Here is a 19,046-nt window from a genome sequence, read left to right as displayed (position 1 = left end):
AGACAAGACAGACAAGATAGACGTAATCGAATCTCGGAAAACCCGGAACATACCGAAAACACGGAGACAGCATGAGCACCAACGTTTCGAATTTCGAAGGCACCCGCGAGGTGGCCGATCAGCAACGCTTTGACCTGGCCGCGCTGGAAGCCTGGATGCGCGAGCATGTTGCCGGCTTTGCCGGCCCGCTCTCCATCGAGCAGTTCAAGGGCGGCCAGTCCAACCCCACCTTCAAGCTGATCACGCCGGGCCAGACCTACGTGATGCGCGCCAAGCCGGGCCCCAAGTCCAAGCTGCTGCCTTCGGCCCACGCCATCGAGCGCGAATACCGCGTGATGGCCGCGCTGGCCGGCACCGATGTGCCGGTGGCCAGGATGTACGCGCTGTGCGAAGACGAAGCCGTGATCGGCCGCGCCTTCTACATCATGGAGTTCGTCGCCGGCCGCGTGCTGTGGGACCAGTCGCTGCCCGACATGACGCCGGCCGAACGCGCCGCCATCTACGACGAGATGAACCGCGTCATCTCCGCGCTGCACACCGTCGACTACAAGGCCATCGGCCTGGGCGACTACGGCAAGCCGGGCAACTACTTCTCGCGCCAGATCGAGCGCTGGACCAAGCAGTACAAGCTGTCCGAGACCGAGAGCATCCCGGCCATGGACTCGCTGATGGCCTGGCTGCCCGAGCATATTCCGCAGGAAGATGCCGATCTCACGTCCATCGTGCATGGCGACTACCGGCTGGATAACCTCATGTTCCACCCCACCGAGCCGCGCGTGCTGGCCGTGCTCGACTGGGAACTGTCCACGCTGGGGCACCCGATGGCCGACTTCGGCTACCACTGCATGAGCTGGCACATTGCCCCGGGACAGTTCCGCGGCATCGCTGGCCTGGACCATGCCGGGCTTGGCATCCCTGACGAGGCCACGTACCGCCGCACCTACGAGCAACGCACCGGCCGGCCGATCACCGGCGACTGGAATTTCTACCTGGCGTTCAGCATGTTCCGGATTGCCGGCATCCTGCAGGGGATCATGAAGCGCGTGGTGGACGGAACGGCTTCCTCCGCGCAGGCCGCGGATGCCGGAAAGCGTGCCCGGCCGATGGCGGAAATGGGCTGGGAGTACGCAAAGAAGGCAAAGCAATAACAAGCTGGCGCTTCGCCGGGTTCATCAGGAAACCTCTTTCCCCATCGCGGGGAAGAGGTTTTTTTACGGGGCAAGTTATCGTATCAGCTGATCTGTAGCCCTGTTTTCGGCAACAACCTCACTGCGATTCGCGCCAGGTTCGCCATCCGTCACGCCTGGAATCCTGTCAGAAAATACCCTGGACCCGCTCAGGACTTCCGGCTATGATCCAACACATACGACAACATACAACAGATACAACTAATACAAAACCGGAGACAACGCCAATGCCAAGCAGCCGCCGCACCTTCCTGACCCAACTTTCGACCCTGGGCGCAACCGCCACGCTGGGTAGCCTCGGCGCAGCCGGCACGCTGCTGTCGTCCCCGGCGAAAGCCGCCGACTGGCCTACTCGCCCGATCCGGCTGGTTGTCCCCTATCCCGCCGGCGGCTCCTCCGACATCATCGCCCGCCTGATCAGCCGCCAGCTCGGCGAAGCCCTCGGCCAACCCATCGTGGTGGACAACCGCCCGGGCGCCAACGGCAATATCGGCGCCGCCATGGTCGCGCAGGCCGGCACTGACAATCACACGTTGCTGCTGTGCGATGTCGGCGCGCTGGCCATCAGCCCGTCCGTCTACACCAAACTCACGTTCGATCCGGGCAAGGACCTGAAGGGCGTTTCCATGCTGGCGTATTCGCCGCATTTGCTGGTGGTCCATCCCTCGGTGCAGGTCAGCAACCTCAAGGAACTGGTGGACCTGTCCAAGCGCACCCAGCTCAACTTCGCCGTGACTGCCATCGGCAGCGCGCCGCACCTGGCGGGCGTGGCGGTGGCGCAGGCTACCGGCGCCAAGTGGCAGTACGTGCCATACAAAGGCGGTGCGCAAGCGGTGGCCGATACCGTGGGCGGCACCGCCCAGGTGCTGATGAACGGCATGCTGGCAACGCTGCCCCAGGTGCAGGCCGGCAAGCTGAAGGTGATCGCGGTGTCCAAGAAGACGCGCATGCCGCTGGTGGGGCAAGTGCCGACCATTGCCGAGCAAGGGGTGCCGGGCTTCGAGTCTGGCACCTGGCAAGGCGTGATGGCGCCGGCGGGCATGCCCGATGCGCTGGTCGCGCGCATCAGCAGCGAACTGATCCGCATCATCCGCTCGCCGGAAGTGCGCGCGCAGCTCGCCGGCCAGGGTGCGGAAGTGGTGACCATGACGCCGCCGGAAACCAACAAGTTCTTCAGCGCCGAGCGTGCGCGCTGGGCAACCGTGGTGAAGCAGGCCGACATCCGGCTCGACTGACCCACACGCGGGTCCTGGCAAGTTCTGACTTTTTTTGATCGCGCTTAACCCCATGCGCCAGGCTGCCTCGTTTCACTGACAGCGCCCTGCCGCCGGCATCGCCGGCGCGGCCCTTCAGGAGAAAAGAACATGCTTAAGCGCTTGGGAGCCTTGGCCATTGCCTTTGCGGTGGCCGCCTGCGGTGGTCATTCCACCACCGCCCCTACCCCGCCGGATTTGCCCGCGCGCGCCGACAACGCGGCACCAGCCACGCAGCCGGTGGCGCCACCCCCAGTTGCCCCGGCCGCTCCCGTGCCCACCGTACCCATGGCAGAGGCGCGCGACACCTCGTCTGCCGCCAAGGAGGCGGTCGCCGGCGCCGTGGCCAATGCACGCGCGCCTGCCATGCGCACCATGCCTGCGGCGCCCATGACCCTGATGGCACGCCCCATGCCCTACCCGCAGCCGCAGCCCGGGCCAGACCGTGAGCGCTATGGCGCCATCGACGAGAACGGCGTGCAGCAGGTAGCACAAGCGCCAGTCTCCACCTTCAGCATCGACGTCGACACCGGCAGCTACAGCAATGTGCGCCGCCTGCTCAATGCCGGCCGCCTGCCGCCGGCCGACGCGGTGCGCGTGGAGGAGATGGTCAACTACTTCCCGTACGACTACGCGCAGCCGCGCGACGGCCGCCCCTTTGCCGTGCACGCTGACGCCGCGCCCGCGCCATGGCAAGCGCGCAACGTGCTGCTGCGCATCGGCATCAAGGCAGCCGACGCGGCGCGCGACAGCCTGCCGCCAGCCAACCTGGTCTTCCTGGTCGATGTGTCGGGGTCGATGTATTCGCCCGACAAGCTGCCGCTGCTGAAGTCCTCGCTCAAGCTTCTGACCAACGTGCTGCGCGCGCAGGACCGCATCACGCTGGTGACCTACGCCAGCGGCACGCGCGTGGTGCTGCCGCCGACCTCAGGCAGCGACAAGGCGACCATCTCGTCGGCCATCGACTCCCTGGTCGCGGGCGGCTCGACCGCCGGCGCGAGCGGCATCGCGCTGGCCTACCAGGCCGCGCAGCAGAGCTTTATCGCGGGCGGCATCAACCGCGTGCTGCTAGCCACCGATGGCGACTTCAATGTGGGCATCACCGACTTCCGCCAGCTCAAGGCCCTGGTCGCGGAGAAGCGCAAGTCCGGCGTTTCGCTGTCCACGCTGGGCTTTGGCACCGGCAACTACAACGACCAGCTGATGGAGCAGCTGGCCGACGCGGGCGACGGCGCCTACTCGTACATCGACAACCTGATGGAAGGCCAGAAGGTGCTGGTGGAAGAGTTCAGCTCCACGCTGGCGACAGTGGCGCGCGACGTCAAGATCCAGGTCGAGTTCAACCCCGCCACGGTCAAGGAATACCGCCTGATCGGCTATGAAAACCGCGCGCTCAAGCGCGAGGATTTCAACAACGACCAGGTCGACGCCGGCGACATCGGCGCCGGCCACACCGTGACAGCGCTCTATGAGCTGACGCTGGCGGGCCAGCCCGGCCTGATCGACCCGCTGCGCTACCAGCCGGCCAGCCCCGCCGCCCAGCCGGGCAAGGGCACCGCTGGCGAGCTGGCCCACATCAAGCTGCGCTACAAGCTGCCGCAGGCGCAAGCCAGCGAGCTGATCGACCTGCCCGTGCGGGACAGCGCGGTGCGGCCGCTGGCGCAGGCCGACGACGCTTTCCGCTTCGCCGCGGCGGTAGCCGGCTTCGGCCAGGTACTGCGTGGCGGCAATCATGTCAACGGCTGGACCTACGCCGACGCGCGCACCCTGGCGCTCGGCGCGCGCGGCACCGACCGCTTTGGCTACCGCGGCGAATTCATCAAGCTGGTCGACCTGGCACAGGCCCTGTCGACGCGCGCACCGCTGGCACAAGGCGGCGAGCCTGCCAGGGAGCCGCCACGCTGAGGCCGCCTTGCCCACCATCCGCCGTGTTGCCCGCGCGCAGGCACCCGGCACGGACAGCCACTCGCAGCGGCGCGCGGGGCTGTCATATACTCCCGCGCATGCATGCCTCCTCACCTGGCGCCCCGCCATCCCCACCCTCTGCCGGACTGTCCGCACTGCCGGATACCGACCTGATGCTGCTGGTCGCCAACGGCCTGATCGAGCAACCGGTGGCCGAGCTGTTCCGCCGCCACAACGCGGCGCTGTACAACTACGTGGCCTGGCTTTGCCAGGGCAACACCGGCGAGGCCGAGGACGTGGCCCAGAAGACCTGGGTCAAGCTGATGACCCGCTGTGCGGACTACCAGCCCAGCGCGGCCCTGCGCACCTTCCTGTTCCAGATCGCGCGCAATACCTGGCTGGACCAGTTGCGCGGCGCCTACGAGCGCCAGCGCGACACGCTCGACGAGACGCACCTCGCCATGCCTGTCGACGACCTCAGCCCCGAGGCCGAGGCGCAGTTGCGGCAGAACCTGCAGAGCGTGCGGCAAGCGCTGCTGGCGCTGCCGGCGGCGCAGCGCGAGGTGATCGTGCTGCGCTTCTTCAACGAGATGAGCGTGGAGGACATCGCCCTGACGCTGGGCGAGAAGTTCGAGACCATCAAGAGCCGGCTGCGCTACGCCTTTGCGCGGCTGCGCGAGAACCTGGTGGCCACGGCGTCGCAGGAGCGGCTGCCATGAGCGCGGACGAACGCTTCATCGCCGGCGAGGACCGGCTCGCGGCATTGCTGCGCGCGTTGCCCGCTTTTGTACCGCCCGCCTCGCTGGAGGCCTCGGTGATGGCTGCGGCGCGTGCCGAGCAGGCCGTGCGCAACGCGCCAGCGCCGCTGCCGCCGGCCTCGCTGCCGGCCAAGGTACGCGCCTACGCCGAACAAGCCGAGGCGCCCGCGGACGACGAAGAACTGGATTTCACGCCGCCGGCGGGATTGCAGGCATCGGTCATGGCGCAGGCCGCGCGGATGCAGGCGGCGCAGGCCACGCGCCGCGACGCCGTGCTGGAGGAAGTCCGGCGCGGCGACGCACCGCAAAGTGTGCTTGGGGCGCCTGTCAGCGAGGCTGCGCAGGCGTGGCTGCGTGAACAGGCGCTGCCCGCGCAAGCAGCCGCAGGCGGACAACCAACCGGCAAGCCGCCCCGTGCCCGCCCCGCACGGCGCTGGTGGCCCGCGCTGGGCGCGCTCGCCGCCACCCTCGGCGTGGGCGTCTTGTCGCTGCAGATCGTCATGCGCCAGCTTGACCTGCGCGGCGGCGAAATCACGTTGCCAGCCCAAGCCCCGGCCCCCGCGGCGAACACGGCGGACACGGCGGCAAACAAGACGGCAAAGCTGGCGGAGCCCGCCAAGCCGGTTGCACAAGCGGCGGTGCAGCCGGTGGCTCCGGCTCTGGCCCCAGCTCCGCAAGCAGAATCCGCGGGACAGCCGGCATCGCCGCGCGCGGACGCGCCAGTGCCTCCGGCCGCCGCTCAAGCCGCACAGCCTGCGCCTGCACAGGCCAGCCCGCCCGCCACGGCGAATGCACAGCCCCTGCGCCCGCCACCCGCCGAGGCACAGGCCAAGGCCGCGCCGCGCGAGCCGGACCGGCTAGCGGAACAGCGTGCATCGGAACCCAGGGAAAGCGCGGCAGGCACGACCGGCTCACTCTCTGCCGGCGCGCCTCCCGCCGCCGCGGCAGCGCCTGCGGTACGTGCCCCGGCACCCATGGCATCCATGGCGCCGCCAGCCCCGATCGCACCCATCGCCCCGATCGCCCCACCGGCGCCGGCGCCCACCATCGATGCACCCAGGCTGGCACTGCGCGCCAGCCCGTCGCAGCAGGCCGATGCGGCACGCGCGCCCGCGCCTGCCGCACGCGTGCAAAGACTGGGAACGTTGACGATGAGCTTGCGGGAAGAACCACAGCTAGCGGTGGAGCGCCTGCTGTCCGGCCCGTCGGGGGCGGAGCCCGTCGCCGGGGCGCAGCTTGCGCTGCGTGTCACGGCGTCGGCGCCGGCCAGTCCCGAGGTCAGGGCGTGGGTCGAGCGGCTATGGCAGGCCGTGCCGGCGCAATACCGGCCGCCGCTGCCCTACGCGGTGCAGGCCGACAGCACGTTGCCGCCAGCCACCGTGCGCATCGAGCGCCAGCCCGACAGCGCATCCTGGTAGGCGCGGGGGACGAGGCTGGGCGCGCTCAGTCCTGCGCCACCTCGCCCACACCACCGCCAAGCGAGTTGATCACCGCCAGCAGTTGCTCGCGCAGCCAGCGATTGGCGCCATCGTTCTCGCCGCCGGCATGCCAGTAAAGATGAAGTTCCAGCGTAGGCACCTTGAAGGGCAGCGAGAGCAGGCGGTTGGCATACGGCTCGTTGGCGATGCGCGCGTAGCGCAGCGGCAGCGTGGCCAGCAAGTCGGTGCAGCTCACCACCCGGCAGGCCGCGGCGTAATGCTGGCAGCGCAACCGCACCCGGCGCGTCAGGCCCATGCGGTGCAGCGCCTGGTCCTCCAGGCCGGCCCCGCGCCGGCGCGACGACACGTGCACATGCTCGGCGGCCAGGTAGCGCTCCAGGGTCAGCTCCTTCTTCATCAGCGGATGGTCGCGGCGGGCCAGCACCACCATCGGGTCGGCCATGAAGGGCGCGTGATGGATGGCAGGTGACACCGGCAGCAGGATATCGATTGCCGCGTCGAGCGTGCCGGCCAGCAGTTCCGACTCCATTTCGCGCCGGTCAAAGCGGATCGCCGCGATCTCCACCTGCGGCGCCACTGCTGTCACGCGCGCCATCAGGGGCGGCAGCAGGGTGGACTCCAGCGCATCGCGCATGCCGATGGTGAAGCGGCGCACCGTGGCCGCCGGATCGAAATGCGGCGTGTCCTGCAAGGTGCGGGCAAAGGATTGCAGGGCCGTGCGCACTTCGGCCGCCAGCGAGCGTGCCAGCGGCGTGGGCGCCATGCCCTGCCCCCGCCGCTCGAACAGCGGGTCGTCAAACAAGATGCGCATGCGCCCCAGCGCGTGGCTGACCGCGGGCTGGGTCAGGTTAAGCTGGCGGGCGGCGGCCGTGATGCTGCCTTCGCTATAGATAGCGTCGAACACCACGAAGAGATTCAGGTCGATGCGGGATAGCTGCATGACGGGCATTCTGGCATGGAATGCACAGTATTGATACTGTCAAATCCAGAAAATTCATTTTTCTAATTACCAGGATTGCGGTACAGTCCTCTCCAGTCGGCGCAAACCGCGTCCGCCGGTGCCGGGAACGGCCTACCGCAACCCGCGGCGGCCCAACCGATGCCGGCCTCATTCAGAGGTGGAGGAGACAACATGCAATTCGAGTACACCCCCAAGGTCAAGGAAATGCAGGCTCGCCTGCTGGCCTTCTTCGACAAGCACATCTATCCGAACGAGAAGCGCTTCTACGCCGAAATCCAGGCCAACCGCCAGGCCGGCAACGCCTGGGTCCCGACCAAGGTGATTGAGGAACTCAAGCCGCTGGCGCGCGAAGCCGGCCTGTGGAACCTGTTCCTGCCCCATTCCAAGCGTGCCCCGGAAGGCCTGTCCAACCTGGAATACGCACCGCTGTGCGAGATCATGGGCCGGGTGCCCTGGTCGGCCGAAGTCTTCAACTGCGCGGCGCCCGATACCGGCAACATGGAGACGCTGGAGCGCTACGCGTCGGAAGAACTCAAGGACAAGTGGCTCGAGCCGCTGCTGCGCGGCGAGATCCGCTCGGCCTTCCTGATGACCGAGCCGGCCGTGGCTTCGTCGGACGCCACCAATATCTGCTGCAGCATCCGCCGCGATGGCGACGAATACGTGATCAACGGCACCAAATGGTGGTCGTCGGGCGCGGGCGACCCCCGTTGCGAGGTCTATATCGTGATGGGCAAGACCGACCCGGAAGCGGGCCGTCACGAGCAGCAATCGATGATCGTGGTGCCGGCCGATACCGCGGGCATCACCATCAAGCGCTTCCTGCCGGTGTTCGGCTACGACGACGCGCCGCACGGCCACATGGAGATCGAGCTGAAGGACGTGCGCGTGCCGGCAGCCAACATCCTGCTGGGCGAAGGCCGCGGCTTCGAGATCGCCCAGGGCCGCCTCGGCCCGGGCCGCATCCACCACTGCATGCGCAGCATCGGCGTGGCCGAGCGCGCGCTGGAACTGCTGTGCAAGCGCGCCCTGTCGCGCGTCGCATTCGGCAAGCCGGTGGCCGCCCAGGGCGTGACGCGCGAGCGCATCGCCGAAGCCCGCTGCGAAATCGAAATGGCGCGCCTGCTGACGCTCAAGGCCGCCTACATGATGGACACCGCCGGCAACAAGGTGGCCAAGGCCGAGATCGCCATGATCAAGGTCGTCGCCCCCAACATGGCGCTGAAGGTGATCGACTGGGCCATCCAGGTGCACGGCGCCGCCGGCGTCTCGGACGAATTCCCGCTGGCCAACTGGTGGGCGCACCAGCGCACCCTGCGCCTGGCCGACGGCCCGGACGAGGTGCACCGCAACGCCATCGCCAAGCTGGAGCTGGCCAAGCACATGGGCGTAAGCTCGGACGACATCAGCATGCCGGTGGCACGCGGCTTCTAAGCCGCAACGAGCCGCAGCAATCGGCAATCCGCCACAACCGGCCACAACCAGTCACAACTGGTCTCGCTGCCGGCCCTGCTGGCAACGTGGAAAACGCGCAGCCCGTCTGCGCGTTTTTTTCTTCTGTGCTTAAATCGCGCGGTTCGCCATGCCAGTGGTTGATGTGGCGATTCACCGATTGCACGATCGCAGCCAGGAGCCCTTCCCGATGATCGACGTCTACAGCTGGCCCACGCCCAACGGCCACAAAATCCACATCATGCTCGAGGAGTGCGGCCTCGCGTACAAGGTCCACCCCATCAATATTGGCGCCGGCGACCAGTTCGGCGAGGACTTCCTCAAGATCAGCCCGAACAACAAGATCCCGGCCATCGTCGACCCCGACGGCCCGGACGGCAAGCCCATCTCGCTGTTCGAGTCCGGCGCCATCCTGCTTTACCTCGCCGGCAAGACCGGCAAGTTCCTGCCCGAGGACGTGCGCGGCAAGTACGACGCGCTGCAATGGCTGATGTTCCAGATGGGCGGCGTCGGCCCGATGCTTGGCCAGGCGCACCATTTCCGCATGTATGCGCCACAGCAGATCGAGTACGCCATCAACCGCTACACCAACGAAGCCAAGCGCCTGTACGGCGTCATCGACAAGCAATTGTCGGAACATGCCTGGCTGGCCGGCAGCGAATACTCCGTGGCGGATATCGCGACCTTCCCGTGGCTGCGCAGCTGGCAAAACCAGGGCGTGGAGCTGGACGACTATCCGCACCTGAAACGCTGGTTCCTTGAGATCGCCGAGCGGCCCGCGGTGAAGCGCGGCGTCGCGGTGCTGGCGCAGGAACGCAAGCCGCTGAGCGGCGACAAGGAACGGGAAATCCTGTTCGGCGCCACGCAGTACCAGCGCCGCTGAGCAGCCCGCCCGCGCGGCCATGGCGCAAGGCGGTCAATGCAGGGAAACCACCTGCATCTCGCCAGCGCCGGCCACGCGCGCCGGCGCCTGCAGGCAGCACAGCAGGCTCGCCACGGGATGCAGCGCCTCGATCCGGTACGCCTCGTCGGGATCCGGCGCGAAGACCATGCCGGGCTGCAGGTACGCCACCTGCCGCTCGACGTGCGGCCATGGCGAATGCCACTGCAGGCATAGCGTGCCCGCATGGCAGGCCGCCCAGTTCAACCCGCCCGCGCGCAGGCGCAGCGCCCATTCAGGCTCGCCCTCGGCCAGCGAGACAAAAGCCGCGTTCGCGCGCGGCACGCCATCCGCACCGCGCCGTGCGCCATCGGCCTGCCAGAGATCCGCCTGGCCCACGGCAAAGGCATCGTAGCTGCTGGTCACGCCAGCTCCCACCAGCCCGACGGCATTCGGGTCCAGGATCGCACGGATCAATACCGTGTCCTGCAGCACCGCCAGATGCACGCGCTCGGCCTGGCGCAACGCATAGACGCCGCCCACCGACACCAGCACCGGCTCGCCGCCTACCGGGGTCAGCTTGATCGTGCCGTGCAGGCAAGCCCACCACTCGGCGCGTGTGGTGACAATGCTGGCCTGCATCGCGCCTTGCCGCAAAAAGACGTAGTCCCCGCTGCAGCCCAGGCCGGCGGCTTCCGGCACCCCCCTTACCTGCAGGCCCACGCGCAACTGCGACGCGGTTCCGCCCGTCAGGATTTCGCCGCGCATCTGCGCGTCGAACAACGAAAAAATGCGCATGGCACCCACTCTCCACGTAATGGAAAAATACAGCGCCGCGCTTCCCCGGGGATTTGAGTGCCTCTATGTCGAGGTCGTGATCTTTTTTGGCCTGGTCCCTCGCTGCCTTAACAAGATGCCGAGGCGGAGCGCCTCCTTCCTTGTGCCTGCGGAACCCATTCGTAACATTTGGACAAGTTCCTATCCTTCGCCGGCGGGCATCATCCGCAGGTTACCGGCAACGCGTTGGCGCCGCACTTCGCCTGCCACGCAACGACGTCCGGCGACGTGCGACCACATACGACGACATGCGAGGACATGCGATGACATGCGATGACATGCGATGACATGCGATGACATGCGATGAGTGCCAGCCCAGTTACCTATAGTGCGTACTACTATAAGGCGTCGCTACAAAGAGGTCAAACCCTTAGCCTCGATCCGATCTCAATCACGTATAGAGCCATGGTCGCCGATCCCCTCAAGCGCTTCGGGCTGCACCTTGCCGAGCTGCGCAAACAACGTGGCTGGTCACAGGAAAAGCTCGCTCTCGAAAGCGGCATGGCGCGCTCCTACCTCAGCGGTATCGAGCGCGGCGTGCGCAATGTCTCCTTGATCAATATCTGCGCGCTGGCCGGCACGCTGGGCGTGGACGCCAGCGAGATGCTCAACTTCAGCGAGGCCGACAGCGGCGGCCGCGGCGGCGCGCTCGTCCTGGAACAACGCTGCGCCGAGTTCAACATCACGCCGGCACAGCGTGTCACGGTGCGCCACATGGCCTTGATGACCGATGCCGAGCAGGACGTGATCGCATCGGTGGCGCGCACGATCGCCGTCAGGGCCATGCAGGCCTGACGGCGCCGGATTCAGCTGGCGCTGGCGAGCGCGTCCATTGCCAGCAGTTCGGCAAAGCGCGCTGCATCGAGATTGGACCCGCACACGATCAGCGCGACCTTCTTGCCCGCCAGCGTCTGGCGCAGGGGCCCCAGCAGCGCCGCGGTGGACACCGCGGTAGCTGGCTCCGTGGCCAGCTTCATATCGCGATAGAGGATGCGCATGGCCGCGCGTATCGCCTCGTCGGAAACGCGCACCATGCCGTCGACAAACTGGCGGCACACGCCGTAGCTGTAGTCCAGCGCATAAGGCGCGCCCAGGCTGTCGGCAACCGTCGTGACGCGCTCCAATGCTTGCGGCCGCCCGGCCTCGAAGCTGCGGTTCATGGCATCGGCGCCCTCCGGCTCGACCCCATAGACCCGGCAAGCCGGATTGATCTGCTTGACCGCCGCGGCAATGCCGCCGCACAGGCCGCCGCCGCCCACCGGCACCACCACCGCATCCAGCCCAGCCACCTGGCGCATCAGCTCAAGCCCGACCGTTGCGGTGCCCTGCGCGATCAGCGGGCCGTCGTACGGGTGCACCATGGTGCGGCCTTCGTCGGCCACCAGCTGCAACGCGCGGTCAAAAGCGGCATGCACGTCCGGCAGCAACAGCACCTCGGCGCCCGCCTCTCGGCAGGCCGCCACGCGCGCGGGGCTGGCGGTGGCGGGCATGGCCAGCTTGGCGCCGACGCCGGCCACCTTGGCCGCATAGGCCACCGCCATGGCATGGTTGCCGGCGCTGGCCGCTACCACGCCGCGCGCCCGCGCAGCGGCATCCATCTGCTCGATGCTGTTGAGCGCGCCACGCACCTTGAAGGTGCCGGTGATCTGGAACAGCTCCAGCTTGAGCCAGACCTCCGTGCCGGCATCGAGTTGCAGTGCCGCACCGGTCTGCCAGCGCCACACGGGCGTCTCCAGCACCTTGCCTTGCAGGCGCCGCGCGGTGCTCTGGATTTCGGGCAGCAAGGGATAGCGGGCGTGCGCACGCAGGTCGGAAAGATCGGACATCGGGTGTTCTCCATCGAATCGGTTGGTCGCGTGCAGRCCCCTATGGCCGTGCACGGCAAGGGAGGGACCACGGGCCACCGAGCACCAGCCAAAGCCGCAGCTCAGCGACCCCGGATAATTCGAATAATGGAGAACGAGAAGGAAATCGACGCGGAAAGCGACGACAGGCCGGACGTGGAGGCAACCCCGACCGGCAGCTCGGCACCCACGCGTGCAGCAGCGCCACCGGTATCGGTGGTACGGCACAGCGAGGAAGGGGCGAGCGATTGGAACGTCATGGAGCGGCAAGTATGCCACAAGCCGCAGCGTTGTGGCGGCATGCGTACGCGGCTGCGGCAGCCCGGCGTTACACGCCCAGCATGCCCTGGCGCTCGATGAACGCGATCACCTCGTCAAGCCCTTGCCCCGACTTCACGCTGCCCATCACGAACGGGCGCGCGCCGCGCATCTTGCGCGCATCACTTTCCATCACTTCCAGGTTAGCGCCAACATAGGGGGCCAGGTCGGTCTTGTTGATCACCAGCAGGTCCGACTTGGTGATGCCCGGTCCGCCCTTGCGCGGGATCTTCTCGCCACCGGCCACGTCGATCACGTAGATGGTCAGGTCCGACAACTCCGGGCTGAAGGTGGCCGCCAGGTTATCGCCGCCGGACTCGATGAAGACGATGTCGGCATCGGGAAACTTGCCCAGCATGCGGTCGACCGCTTCCAGGTTGATCGAGGCATCCTCGCGGATCGCGGTGTGCGGGCAGCCGCCGGTTTCCACGCCCATGATGCGCTCCGCCGGCAAGGCGCCGGAGATGGTCAGCAGGCGCTGGTCTTCCTTGGTGTAGATATCGTTGGTGATGGCGACCAGGTCATAGCGCTCGCGCATGGCCTTGCACAGCATCTCCAGCAAGGTGGTCTTGCCGGAACCGACGGGGCCGCCCACGCCGACGCGCAACGGAGGATTCTTCTTGGTACGAGCCTGGGTCATGGTGGACATCTTGTCTTGGGGAATCGTTTGCATGCTGCCGTGGTTCGCTTCAGGAACGGAACAGCCGCGAATACTGCGTCTCATGGCGCGCGGACAGCAGACCGAGCATCGGGGAAAAAGTGGACAGCAGCGGCGGCTCGGCATCGGCGCGCCGCACGGCCTCGTCGACAGTCTCCTGCACCGCGGGATGCAGCCGGCGCAGGATGTGCTGCCCGGCCACCTGCCCCAGCGGCACCGCCTTGAGCGCCGCCGACACCTGGTTCTCCGCCCAGCTGAAGCAATAAGCCGCCAGGCCATCGCGCTCGTTCACATCCAGCGCCACGCAAGCTGCGGCAAAGGCAGTAGGCAGGCACACCGGCGACAATGCCGCCAGCTGCGCGCGCAGTGCGGCATCACCCCACTCCATCTGCGCCACCAGCCGCGCCAGCGACCAGCCCATCTGCTCCGTCTCCAGCCGCAGCTCGGCGCTTTCGCGCGTGGCATGGAACCAGTCGTTCCATGCGGCCAGGCGCGTTGCATCCAGCGCGCGCCAGTGGCGATACAGCAGCAGCCACACGGGCGCTTCGCACTGCGCCTGCACGTCCAGCAGGTTGCTGCGCACCCACTGCTCCGCGCTGCCGGCATCGCGCACCATGCCGCACTCGATGGCGGCCTCCAGCCCTTGCGAATAGCTGAAGCCACCGATCGGCAGCGCCGGCGAGGCAAGGTGCAGCAGCGAGATAAGTTGGGAGAGCTGGGTCATGGGACGGCTTTAGCGCAACGCCTCAGTGCTTGTGCCCGCAGTTCTCGTCATGCACATGCGGCGCATGGTCGTGGCCATGTTTGTGGCCGTGGTCATGACTGTGCGCATGGCCATGGCCATGATCATGATCGTGATCATGCCCATGATGCTCATGGAATACTGCCTGCGCCGCGGCATAGTCCTCTGCAAATGTCGCATCGTGCCCATGCTTGTGCCCGCCGCCGTAGGCGCCGGCTTCCGGCTCGAATGGCAGCTCCGCGCGTTCGGCCTGCACGCCGAGGCGGGCCAGCATGTCCGCGAGCACCGGGTCGAACTCCAGGCGCAGGTAGTCGCGGCCCACTTCCACCGGCGTGTGGCGATTGCCGAGGTGGTAGGCCGCGCGCATCAGTGCCTGCGGATCGCTGGCGCCGACTTGCAGCACGGACTCCGGCGCGGCCCGCACTTCGACAAAGACCCCGCCTTCGGTGACCAGCAGGTCGCCGCCGCGCAGCACGGTGCCGCGCGCAAGGAACAGCGCCACTTCTTCGCCGTTATCGAGCGTGGCGCGCAGGCGGCTTTTGCTGCGCTCGGAAAAAGGCAGCACCAGCTTGGGCGCACGGCGCACCAGCACGGCGGCGATGCCGTGCGGGGCGGCGAGATGTTTGTCGATCTTTTGCAAAGCGGCCCTTCAGAAGAGGAAATAACGCTGCGCCATCGGCAGTACGGTAGCCGGCTCGCAGATCAGCAACTGGCCGTCGGCCACCACCTGGTAAGTCTCGGGATCCACCGTGACGTTCGGCTGCCAGTCATTGTGCACCATGTCGCGCTTGCCCACGGTGCGCGTGCCTTGTACCGCCGACAGCACCTTGTTCAGGCCGTAGCGCCCGCCCACATCGGCGGCCAGCGCCGCCTGCGAGACGAAGGTCAGCGATGACTTGTGCAGGGCGCGTCCGGCGGCGCCGAACATCGGGCGGTAGTGCACCGGCTGCGGCGTGGGGATCGATGCGTTGGGGTCGCCCATCGCTGCCGCGGCGATCATCCCGCCCTTCAAGATCAGGCTCGGCTTGACGCCGAAGAAGGCCGGCTTCCACAGCACCAGGTCGGCCCACTTGCCGACCTCGATCGAGCCCACCTCGTGCGCGATGCCGTGCGTGAGCGCGGGGTTGATCGTGTACTTGGCGATGTAGCGCTTGACGCGGAAATTGTCATGCCCGCCGCGCGCGTCGTTGGGGTCGCCGGGCAGCTTGCCGCGCTGCGCGGCCATCTTGTGCGCGGTCTGCCAGGTGCGGATGATGACCTCGCCAACCCGTCCCATGGCCTGCGAATCGCTGGAGATCATCGAGAACGCGCCGAGGTCGTGCAGGATGTCCTCGGCGGCAATGGTCTCGCGCCGGATGCGGCTTTCGGCGAAGGCGATGTCCTCGGCGATCGACGGGTCCAGGTGGTGGCAGACCATCAGCATGTCGAGGTGTTCGTCGAGCGTATTGACAGTGTACGGCCGCGTGGGGTTGGTCGACGACGGCAGCACGTTGGGCTCGCCGCACACCTTGATGATGTCGGGCGCATGGCCGCCGCCCGCGCCTTCGGTGTGATACGTATGGATGGTGCGGCCCTTGAACGCAGCCACGGTGGCTTCGACGAAGCCGGCCTCGTTGAGCGTATCGGTGTGGATCGCCACCTGCGTGTCGGTGGCATCCGCCACGCTCAGGCAATTGTCGATGGCCGCGGGCGTGGTGCCCCAGTCTTCGTGCAGCTTGAGCCCGATGGCGCCGGCCTCGACCTGCTCCATCAGCGGCCCCGGCAGGCTGGCGTTGCCCTTGCCGAGCAGGCCGATATTCATCGGGTAGGCTTCCACCGCCTGCAGCATGCGCTCCATGAACCAGGGACCGGGCGTGACGGTGGTGGCAAAGGTGCCAGTGGCCGGCCCGGTGCCGCCGCCGATCATGGTGGTGACGCCGCTCATCAGCGCCTCTTCGATCTGCTGCGGGCAGATGAAGTGGATGTGGCTGTCGATGCCGCCGGCGGTGACGATCATGCCCTCGCCCGCGATCACCTCGGTGCCCGGCCCAACGACGATGGTCACGCCCGGCTGGATGTCCGGGTTGCCTGCCTTGCCGATGGCGGCAATGCGCCCGTCCTTGAGGCCGATGTCGGCCTTGACGATGCCCCAGTGATCAACGATCAGCGCATTGGTGATGACCGTGTCGACGCAGTCCTTGGCCATGCGCTGGCTCTGCCCCATGCCGTCGCGGATCACCTTGCCGCCGCCGAATTTCACTTCCTCGCCGTAGACGGTGAAATCCTTCTCCACCTCGATGATGAGCCCGGTGTCGGCAAGCCGAAGGCGGTCGCCGGTGGTGGGGCCGAACATCTCGGCATAAGCCTGCCTGGAGATTTTCACGCTCATCACAGCGCTCCCATGATCTTGCCGTTGAAGCCGTAGACGATGCGCGCGCCAGCAAGCGCCACCAGCTCCACCGTGCGGCTCTGGCCCGGCTCGAAGCGCACGGCGGTGCCGGCGGCGATATTCAGGCGGAAGCCGCGCGTGGCCTCGCGGTCAAAATCCAGCGCGGGGTTGGTCTCGTAGAAATGGAAATGCGAGCCGACCTGGACCGGGCGGTCGCCCGTGTTGGCCACCGCCACGCTGACCGTGGCACGGCCGGCGTTCAGTTCGATCTCGCCCTCAGCGGGCATCAGTTCACCAGGGATCATGATGGGTTCCTTGTCGAGGTCAGTGCGCTCAGGCAACCATCAGGCCGACGCCATACAGCGCCACGCCCGCACCGGCCAGCCGTGCCAGCCAGCCCGCGTGGCGGCGCAGCGCGCCGCCCAGGCCGATGCCGGCCGCGTGCAACACCATCGTCGCCACGCTGAAGCCGCCCACATAGGCCGCTACCGCGGGCAAGGCGCCGGCCGTGGCCGACAACTCCGATCCGTGCGCATAGCCGTGGAAGACGGCGAAGCCACCCACGATGGCCATCCCCGCCCATGCCGGCAGCCTGGCGCGCAGTGCCACCAGCAAGCCGATCACCAGCAGCGACGCGGCAATCATCGGCTCCACCAGCGGCAGGCTCATGCCGGCAAGGCCGAGCACCGCGCCGGCCAGCATCAAGGCCAAAAAGGCAAAGGGCATGCGCAAGGCTTCGCGCGGCGAGCGCGCACCCAGCGCGCTCCACACGCCCACGCCCACCATGGCGAGCAAGTGATCCATGCCAGTGAAGGGATGCAGCAAGCCGGCAAACAGGCTGGCGCCAACGGTGGTGGCGTCATGGCCCGGATGCGCGACGGCGGCGGCGCTGGCAAATGCCAGCGCGGCGCCTACGGTGGCAAGCCTCACGGCGCGCGAGCGGTTGGAGTGGTTCATGTCTTGACCTCGTGTCTTGTTCAAACTCTTGTTCAAACTCTTGTTCAAACGATGGGATGGTGCACGGTGACCAGCTTGGTGCCGTCGGGGAAGGTCGCTTCCACCTGAATATCCGGGATCATCTCGGGCACGCCGTCCATCACGTCCTCGCGCGAGAGCACGGTCGTGCCCTCATGCATCAGCTCCGCCACGGAGCGGCCGTCGCGCGCGCCTTCCATGATGGCGGCGGTGATCAAGGCCACCGCCTCGGGATAGTTGAGCTTGAGCCCGCGCGCGCGGCGGCGCTCGGCCAGCAGCGCGGCGGTGAAGATCAACAGCTTGTCCTTCTCTCGCGGAGTGAGTTCCATCTTGGTATTCCCGTTGTTTCTTGTGTTGTCCGCGCGGTGCGCAATGAACAATGACTGCGCCGGCGCCTACGTCGCCCACAGCCTCAGGGGCCTGGCCGGTACACCGTGGATCGGCTCGCGCAGCGCGCTCCACGCCGTCACCATCAAGTGCCTGACCGCTTCCATCTGCGCGCCCAGCACGCGCAGCAGCAGCATCGACTGGCCGTCTTGCTCGAGCCGCGTCACGCCAGCGCGCAGGTCCGGCCGATACGGCAACTGCTCGGCCAGCGTCTCGGCAAGTTCCTGCGTGGCACCGTCACCTACCGCCCACAGCGTGCCCATGACATTGAGCCCGTCCAGCCCGGCTACCGCCTGGCGCAGCGCGCAAGCCGCGTCCAGCTGCACGCTCTCGATCCACAGCGCGCGCCTGCCGCCGCCCTGCACCTGGGTCTCCATGCCCAGCGTGCCGCGGCTCCAGGTCTCGCCGCTGGCCTGCCGGCCCAGCACGATCGCATCCCAGCCGATCGCGCTGGCACCGGGCGCCACCGTCACGGTGGTGGCAAGGCGCGCGTGCGCGTCATCGAAAACGATGTTCTCCTGCGGCAGCCAGTCCACCCGCGCGCCGGCTTCCAGCGTCAGCGTGACGCGCTGCGCGGCCTCCCGGCCGAGCGACTTGTACCACTTGGTGGCGCCGGGCGTCGCCAGCACCGCATGCGCGCCGGCGCCCACCGTCACGTCGATGTCCAGGCTGTCGCCGCCGGCCACGCCCGCGGGCGGATGCAGGATCACCACATGGCAGACAGGCCCCTCCGGATAGAGTGGCTTTTGCACCAGCAACGGCCCCTGGTGGCGGCGCTCGACCAGCGCGCTGCGCTCGGCGCGCGCGGCAAAGCGCAGGCGCAGGCTGGCCTCCCATGCGGGTGGCACGGCGAGGGTCGAAGGAAAGTCTGGATGACGCATGAATGTTGGAATGGCGGAGGCAGCCGGCAATGCATCGTGCGCTGGATGCGGGCATCATAGCGCGCGGCCGGGGGCACTGGAAGTGGTATTCGAGGCTGCATTCGAGGCCACATTCGAAGCCACATTCGAAGCCACATTCGGGACCGCACCCGATCGGCTGCCGGCAAGCGTCCGTCCTCTCCCGCGCGGCGGGGAGAGGGG

The 19,046-nt window shown here is 67.5% G+C and carries 19 protein-coding genes; 8 read left to right on the top strand and 11 right to left on the bottom strand.

All coding sequences use genetic code 11. The annotated features are described in order from the left end of the window. The first annotated feature begins 71 nt into the window (after nt 1–71). From AB4061_RS10785 to AB4061_RS10765, 5 genes are all read left to right on the top strand, one after another. Entirely contained in the window at nt 72–1,148 is a 1,077-nt protein-coding gene (locus tag AB4061_RS10785; RefSeq protein ID WP_441633541.1) for a phosphotransferase, read from the top strand. 266 nt (nt 1,149–1,414) lie between these two features. Next, on the top strand, nt 1,415–2,422 hold the full coding sequence (locus AB4061_RS10780) for a Bug family tripartite tricarboxylate transporter substrate binding protein (protein WP_441633539.1): 1,008 nt from the start codon (nt 1,415–1,417) through the stop codon (nt 2,420–2,422). A gap of 129 nt (nt 2,423–2,551) precedes the next feature. Continuing rightward, the gene (locus AB4061_RS10775; RefSeq protein ID WP_441633537.1) at nt 2,552–4,345 is read left to right on the top strand and encodes a vWA domain-containing protein; all 1,794 of its coding nucleotides are present in this window, start codon (nt 2,552–2,554) and stop codon (nt 4,343–4,345) included. A 173-nt stretch (nt 4,346–4,518) separates the two neighbouring features. Beyond that, nucleotides 4,519–5,064 (top strand): RNA polymerase sigma factor, encoded by a 546-nt coding sequence (locus tag AB4061_RS10770; RefSeq protein ID WP_441633535.1) that lies wholly within the window; start codon nt 4,519–4,521, stop codon nt 5,062–5,064. Then, nucleotides 5,061–6,521: a hypothetical protein gene (locus AB4061_RS10765; RefSeq protein ID WP_441633533.1), complete on the top strand. Its 1,461-nt coding sequence runs from the start codon at nt 5,061–5,063 to the stop codon at nt 6,519–6,521. The genes AB4061_RS10770 and AB4061_RS10765 overlap by 4 nt, the downstream gene beginning before the upstream one ends. Before the next feature lie 25 nt (nt 6,522–6,546). Here the strand turns inward: AB4061_RS10765 and AB4061_RS10760 are convergent, their stop codons facing one another. Next, a complete protein-coding gene (locus tag AB4061_RS10760) occupies nt 6,547–7,482 on the bottom strand; it encodes a LysR family transcriptional regulator (protein ID WP_441633531.1) in 936 nt (311 codons plus the stop codon). Between the two features lie 192 nt (nt 7,483–7,674). Here AB4061_RS10760 and AB4061_RS10755 point away from each other — a divergent pair, with 192 nt between their 5' ends. Together AB4061_RS10755 and AB4061_RS10750 are read left to right on the top strand one after the other, a co-directional pair. Next, the gene (locus tag AB4061_RS10755; RefSeq protein ID WP_183034543.1) at nt 7,675–8,937 is read left to right on the top strand and encodes an acyl-CoA dehydrogenase family protein; all 1,263 of its coding nucleotides are present in this window, start codon (nt 7,675–7,677) and stop codon (nt 8,935–8,937) included. A gap of 208 nt (nt 8,938–9,145) precedes the next feature. Continuing rightward, a complete protein-coding gene (locus AB4061_RS10750; protein WP_441633529.1) occupies nt 9,146–9,838 on the top strand; it encodes a glutathione binding-like protein in 693 nt (230 codons plus the stop codon). Between the two features lie 33 nt (nt 9,839–9,871). Here AB4061_RS10750 and AB4061_RS10745 read toward each other — a convergent pair whose 3' ends face one another. Further along, nucleotides 9,872–10,633 carry a hypothetical protein gene (locus AB4061_RS10745; protein WP_441633527.1) on the bottom strand — a complete coding sequence of 254 codons (762 nt, stop codon included), beginning with the start codon at nt 10,631–10,633 and terminating at the stop codon, nt 9,872–9,874. Nucleotides 10,634–11,077: 444 nt separating this feature from the next. Between AB4061_RS10745 and AB4061_RS10740 the strand changes: the two genes are divergently transcribed. Continuing rightward, the gene (locus AB4061_RS10740; protein ID WP_441633525.1) at nt 11,078–11,467 is read left to right on the top strand and encodes a helix-turn-helix domain-containing protein; all 390 of its coding nucleotides are present in this window, start codon (nt 11,078–11,080) and stop codon (nt 11,465–11,467) included. 11 nt (nt 11,468–11,478) lie between these two features. Here AB4061_RS10740 and AB4061_RS10735 read toward each other — a convergent pair whose 3' ends face one another. From AB4061_RS10735 to AB4061_RS10695, 9 genes are all read right to left on the bottom strand, one after another. Next, on the bottom strand, nt 11,479–12,498 hold the full coding sequence (locus AB4061_RS10735) for a threonine/serine dehydratase (RefSeq protein ID WP_441633523.1): 1,020 nt from the start codon (nt 12,496–12,498) through the stop codon (nt 11,479–11,481). A gap of 346 nt (nt 12,499–12,844) precedes the next feature. After that, nucleotides 12,845–13,474 (bottom strand): urease accessory protein UreG, encoded by a 630-nt coding sequence (gene ureG / locus AB4061_RS10730; protein WP_150983949.1) that lies wholly within the window; start codon nt 13,472–13,474, stop codon nt 12,845–12,847. A gap of 49 nt (nt 13,475–13,523) precedes the next feature. Next, on the bottom strand, nt 13,524–14,216 hold the full coding sequence (locus AB4061_RS10725) for an urease accessory protein UreF (RefSeq protein ID WP_441633521.1): 693 nt from the start codon (nt 14,214–14,216) through the stop codon (nt 13,524–13,526). A 22-nt stretch (nt 14,217–14,238) separates the two neighbouring features. Next, complete coding sequence (gene ureE, locus AB4061_RS10720; RefSeq protein ID WP_441633519.1) at nt 14,239–14,874, bottom strand: urease accessory protein UreE; 636 nt, start codon at nt 14,872–14,874, stop codon at nt 14,239–14,241. Between the two features lie 9 nt (nt 14,875–14,883). Next, nucleotides 14,884–16,602 (bottom strand): urease subunit alpha, encoded by a 1,719-nt coding sequence (gene ureC / locus AB4061_RS10715; protein ID WP_441633517.1) that lies wholly within the window; start codon nt 16,600–16,602, stop codon nt 14,884–14,886. After that, nucleotides 16,602–16,907 (bottom strand): urease subunit beta, encoded by a 306-nt coding sequence (locus tag AB4061_RS10710; RefSeq protein ID WP_441633515.1) that lies wholly within the window; start codon nt 16,905–16,907, stop codon nt 16,602–16,604. Before AB4061_RS10710 ends, ureC begins: the two co-directional genes overlap by 1 nt. A 28-nt stretch (nt 16,908–16,935) precedes the next feature. Beyond that, complete coding sequence (locus AB4061_RS10705) at nt 16,936–17,559, bottom strand: HupE/UreJ family protein (RefSeq protein WP_441633513.1); 624 nt, start codon at nt 17,557–17,559, stop codon at nt 16,936–16,938. 44 nt (nt 17,560–17,603) lie between these two features. Further along, complete coding sequence (locus AB4061_RS10700) at nt 17,604–17,906, bottom strand: urease subunit gamma (protein ID WP_441633511.1); 303 nt, start codon at nt 17,904–17,906, stop codon at nt 17,604–17,606. A 66-nt stretch (nt 17,907–17,972) separates the two neighbouring features. Beyond that, entirely contained in the window at nt 17,973–18,845 is an 873-nt protein-coding gene (locus AB4061_RS10695; RefSeq protein ID WP_441633509.1) for an urease accessory protein UreD, read from the bottom strand. Nucleotides 18,846–19,046 lie beyond the last annotated feature (201 nt).

The organism is Cupriavidus sp. YAF13, from assembly GCF_052113425.1.
Classification (GTDB): domain Bacteria; phylum Pseudomonadota; class Gammaproteobacteria; order Burkholderiales; family Burkholderiaceae; genus Cupriavidus.
Note: the sequence above shows the minus strand (reverse complement) of the source record. Positions and strands in the feature narration are given on the sequence as shown.

Excerpts from the sequence above, each read along its gene's own strand:
- AB4061_RS10785 (WP_441633541.1), top strand. The coding sequence starts at position 72 with ATGAGCACCAACGTTTCGAATTTCGAAGGCACCCGCGAGGTGGCCGAT.
- AB4061_RS10780 (WP_441633539.1), top strand. The coding sequence starts at position 1,415 with ATGCCAAGCAGCCGCCGCACCTTCCTGACCCAACTTTCGACCCTGGGC.
- AB4061_RS10775 (WP_441633537.1), top strand. The coding sequence starts at position 2,552 with ATGCTTAAGCGCTTGGGAGCCTTGGCCATTGCCTTTGCGGTGGCCGCC.
- AB4061_RS10770 (WP_441633535.1), top strand. The coding sequence starts at position 4,519 with ATGCTGCTGGTCGCCAACGGCCTGATCGAGCAACCGGTGGCCGAGCTG.
- AB4061_RS10765 (WP_441633533.1), top strand. The coding sequence starts at position 5,061 with ATGAGCGCGGACGAACGCTTCATCGCCGGCGAGGACCGGCTCGCGGCA.
- AB4061_RS10760 (WP_441633531.1), bottom strand. The coding sequence starts at position 7,482 with ATGCAGCTATCCCGCATCGACCTGAATCTCTTCGTGGTGTTCGACGCT.
- AB4061_RS10755 (WP_183034543.1), top strand. The coding sequence starts at position 7,675 with ATGCAATTCGAGTACACCCCCAAGGTCAAGGAAATGCAGGCTCGCCTG.
- AB4061_RS10750 (WP_441633529.1), top strand. The coding sequence starts at position 9,146 with ATGATCGACGTCTACAGCTGGCCCACGCCCAACGGCCACAAAATCCAC.
- AB4061_RS10745 (WP_441633527.1), bottom strand. The coding sequence starts at position 10,633 with ATGCGCATTTTTTCGTTGTTCGACGCGCAGATGCGCGGCGAAATCCTG.
- AB4061_RS10740 (WP_441633525.1), top strand. The coding sequence starts at position 11,078 with ATGGTCGCCGATCCCCTCAAGCGCTTCGGGCTGCACCTTGCCGAGCTG.
- AB4061_RS10735 (WP_441633523.1), bottom strand. The coding sequence starts at position 12,498 with ATGTCCGATCTTTCCGACCTGCGTGCGCACGCCCGCTATCCCTTGCTG.
- ureG (WP_150983949.1), bottom strand. The coding sequence starts at position 13,474 with ATGACCCAGGCTCGTACCAAGAAGAATCCTCCGTTGCGCGTCGGCGTG.
- AB4061_RS10725 (WP_441633521.1), bottom strand. The coding sequence starts at position 14,216 with ATGACCCAGCTCTCCCAACTTATCTCGCTGCTGCACCTTGCCTCGCCG.
- ureC (WP_441633517.1), bottom strand. The coding sequence starts at position 16,602 with ATGAGCGTGAAAATCTCCAGGCAGGCTTATGCCGAGATGTTCGGCCCC.
- AB4061_RS10710 (WP_441633515.1), bottom strand. The coding sequence starts at position 16,907 with ATGATCCCTGGTGAACTGATGCCCGCTGAGGGCGAGATCGAACTGAAC.
- AB4061_RS10705 (WP_441633513.1), bottom strand. The coding sequence starts at position 17,559 with ATGAACCACTCCAACCGCTCGCGCGCCGTGAGGCTTGCCACCGTAGGC.
- AB4061_RS10700 (WP_441633511.1), bottom strand. The coding sequence starts at position 17,906 with ATGGAACTCACTCCGCGAGAGAAGGACAAGCTGTTGATCTTCACCGCC.
- AB4061_RS10695 (WP_441633509.1), bottom strand. The coding sequence starts at position 18,845 with ATGCGTCATCCAGACTTTCCTTCGACCCTCGCCGTGCCACCCGCATGG.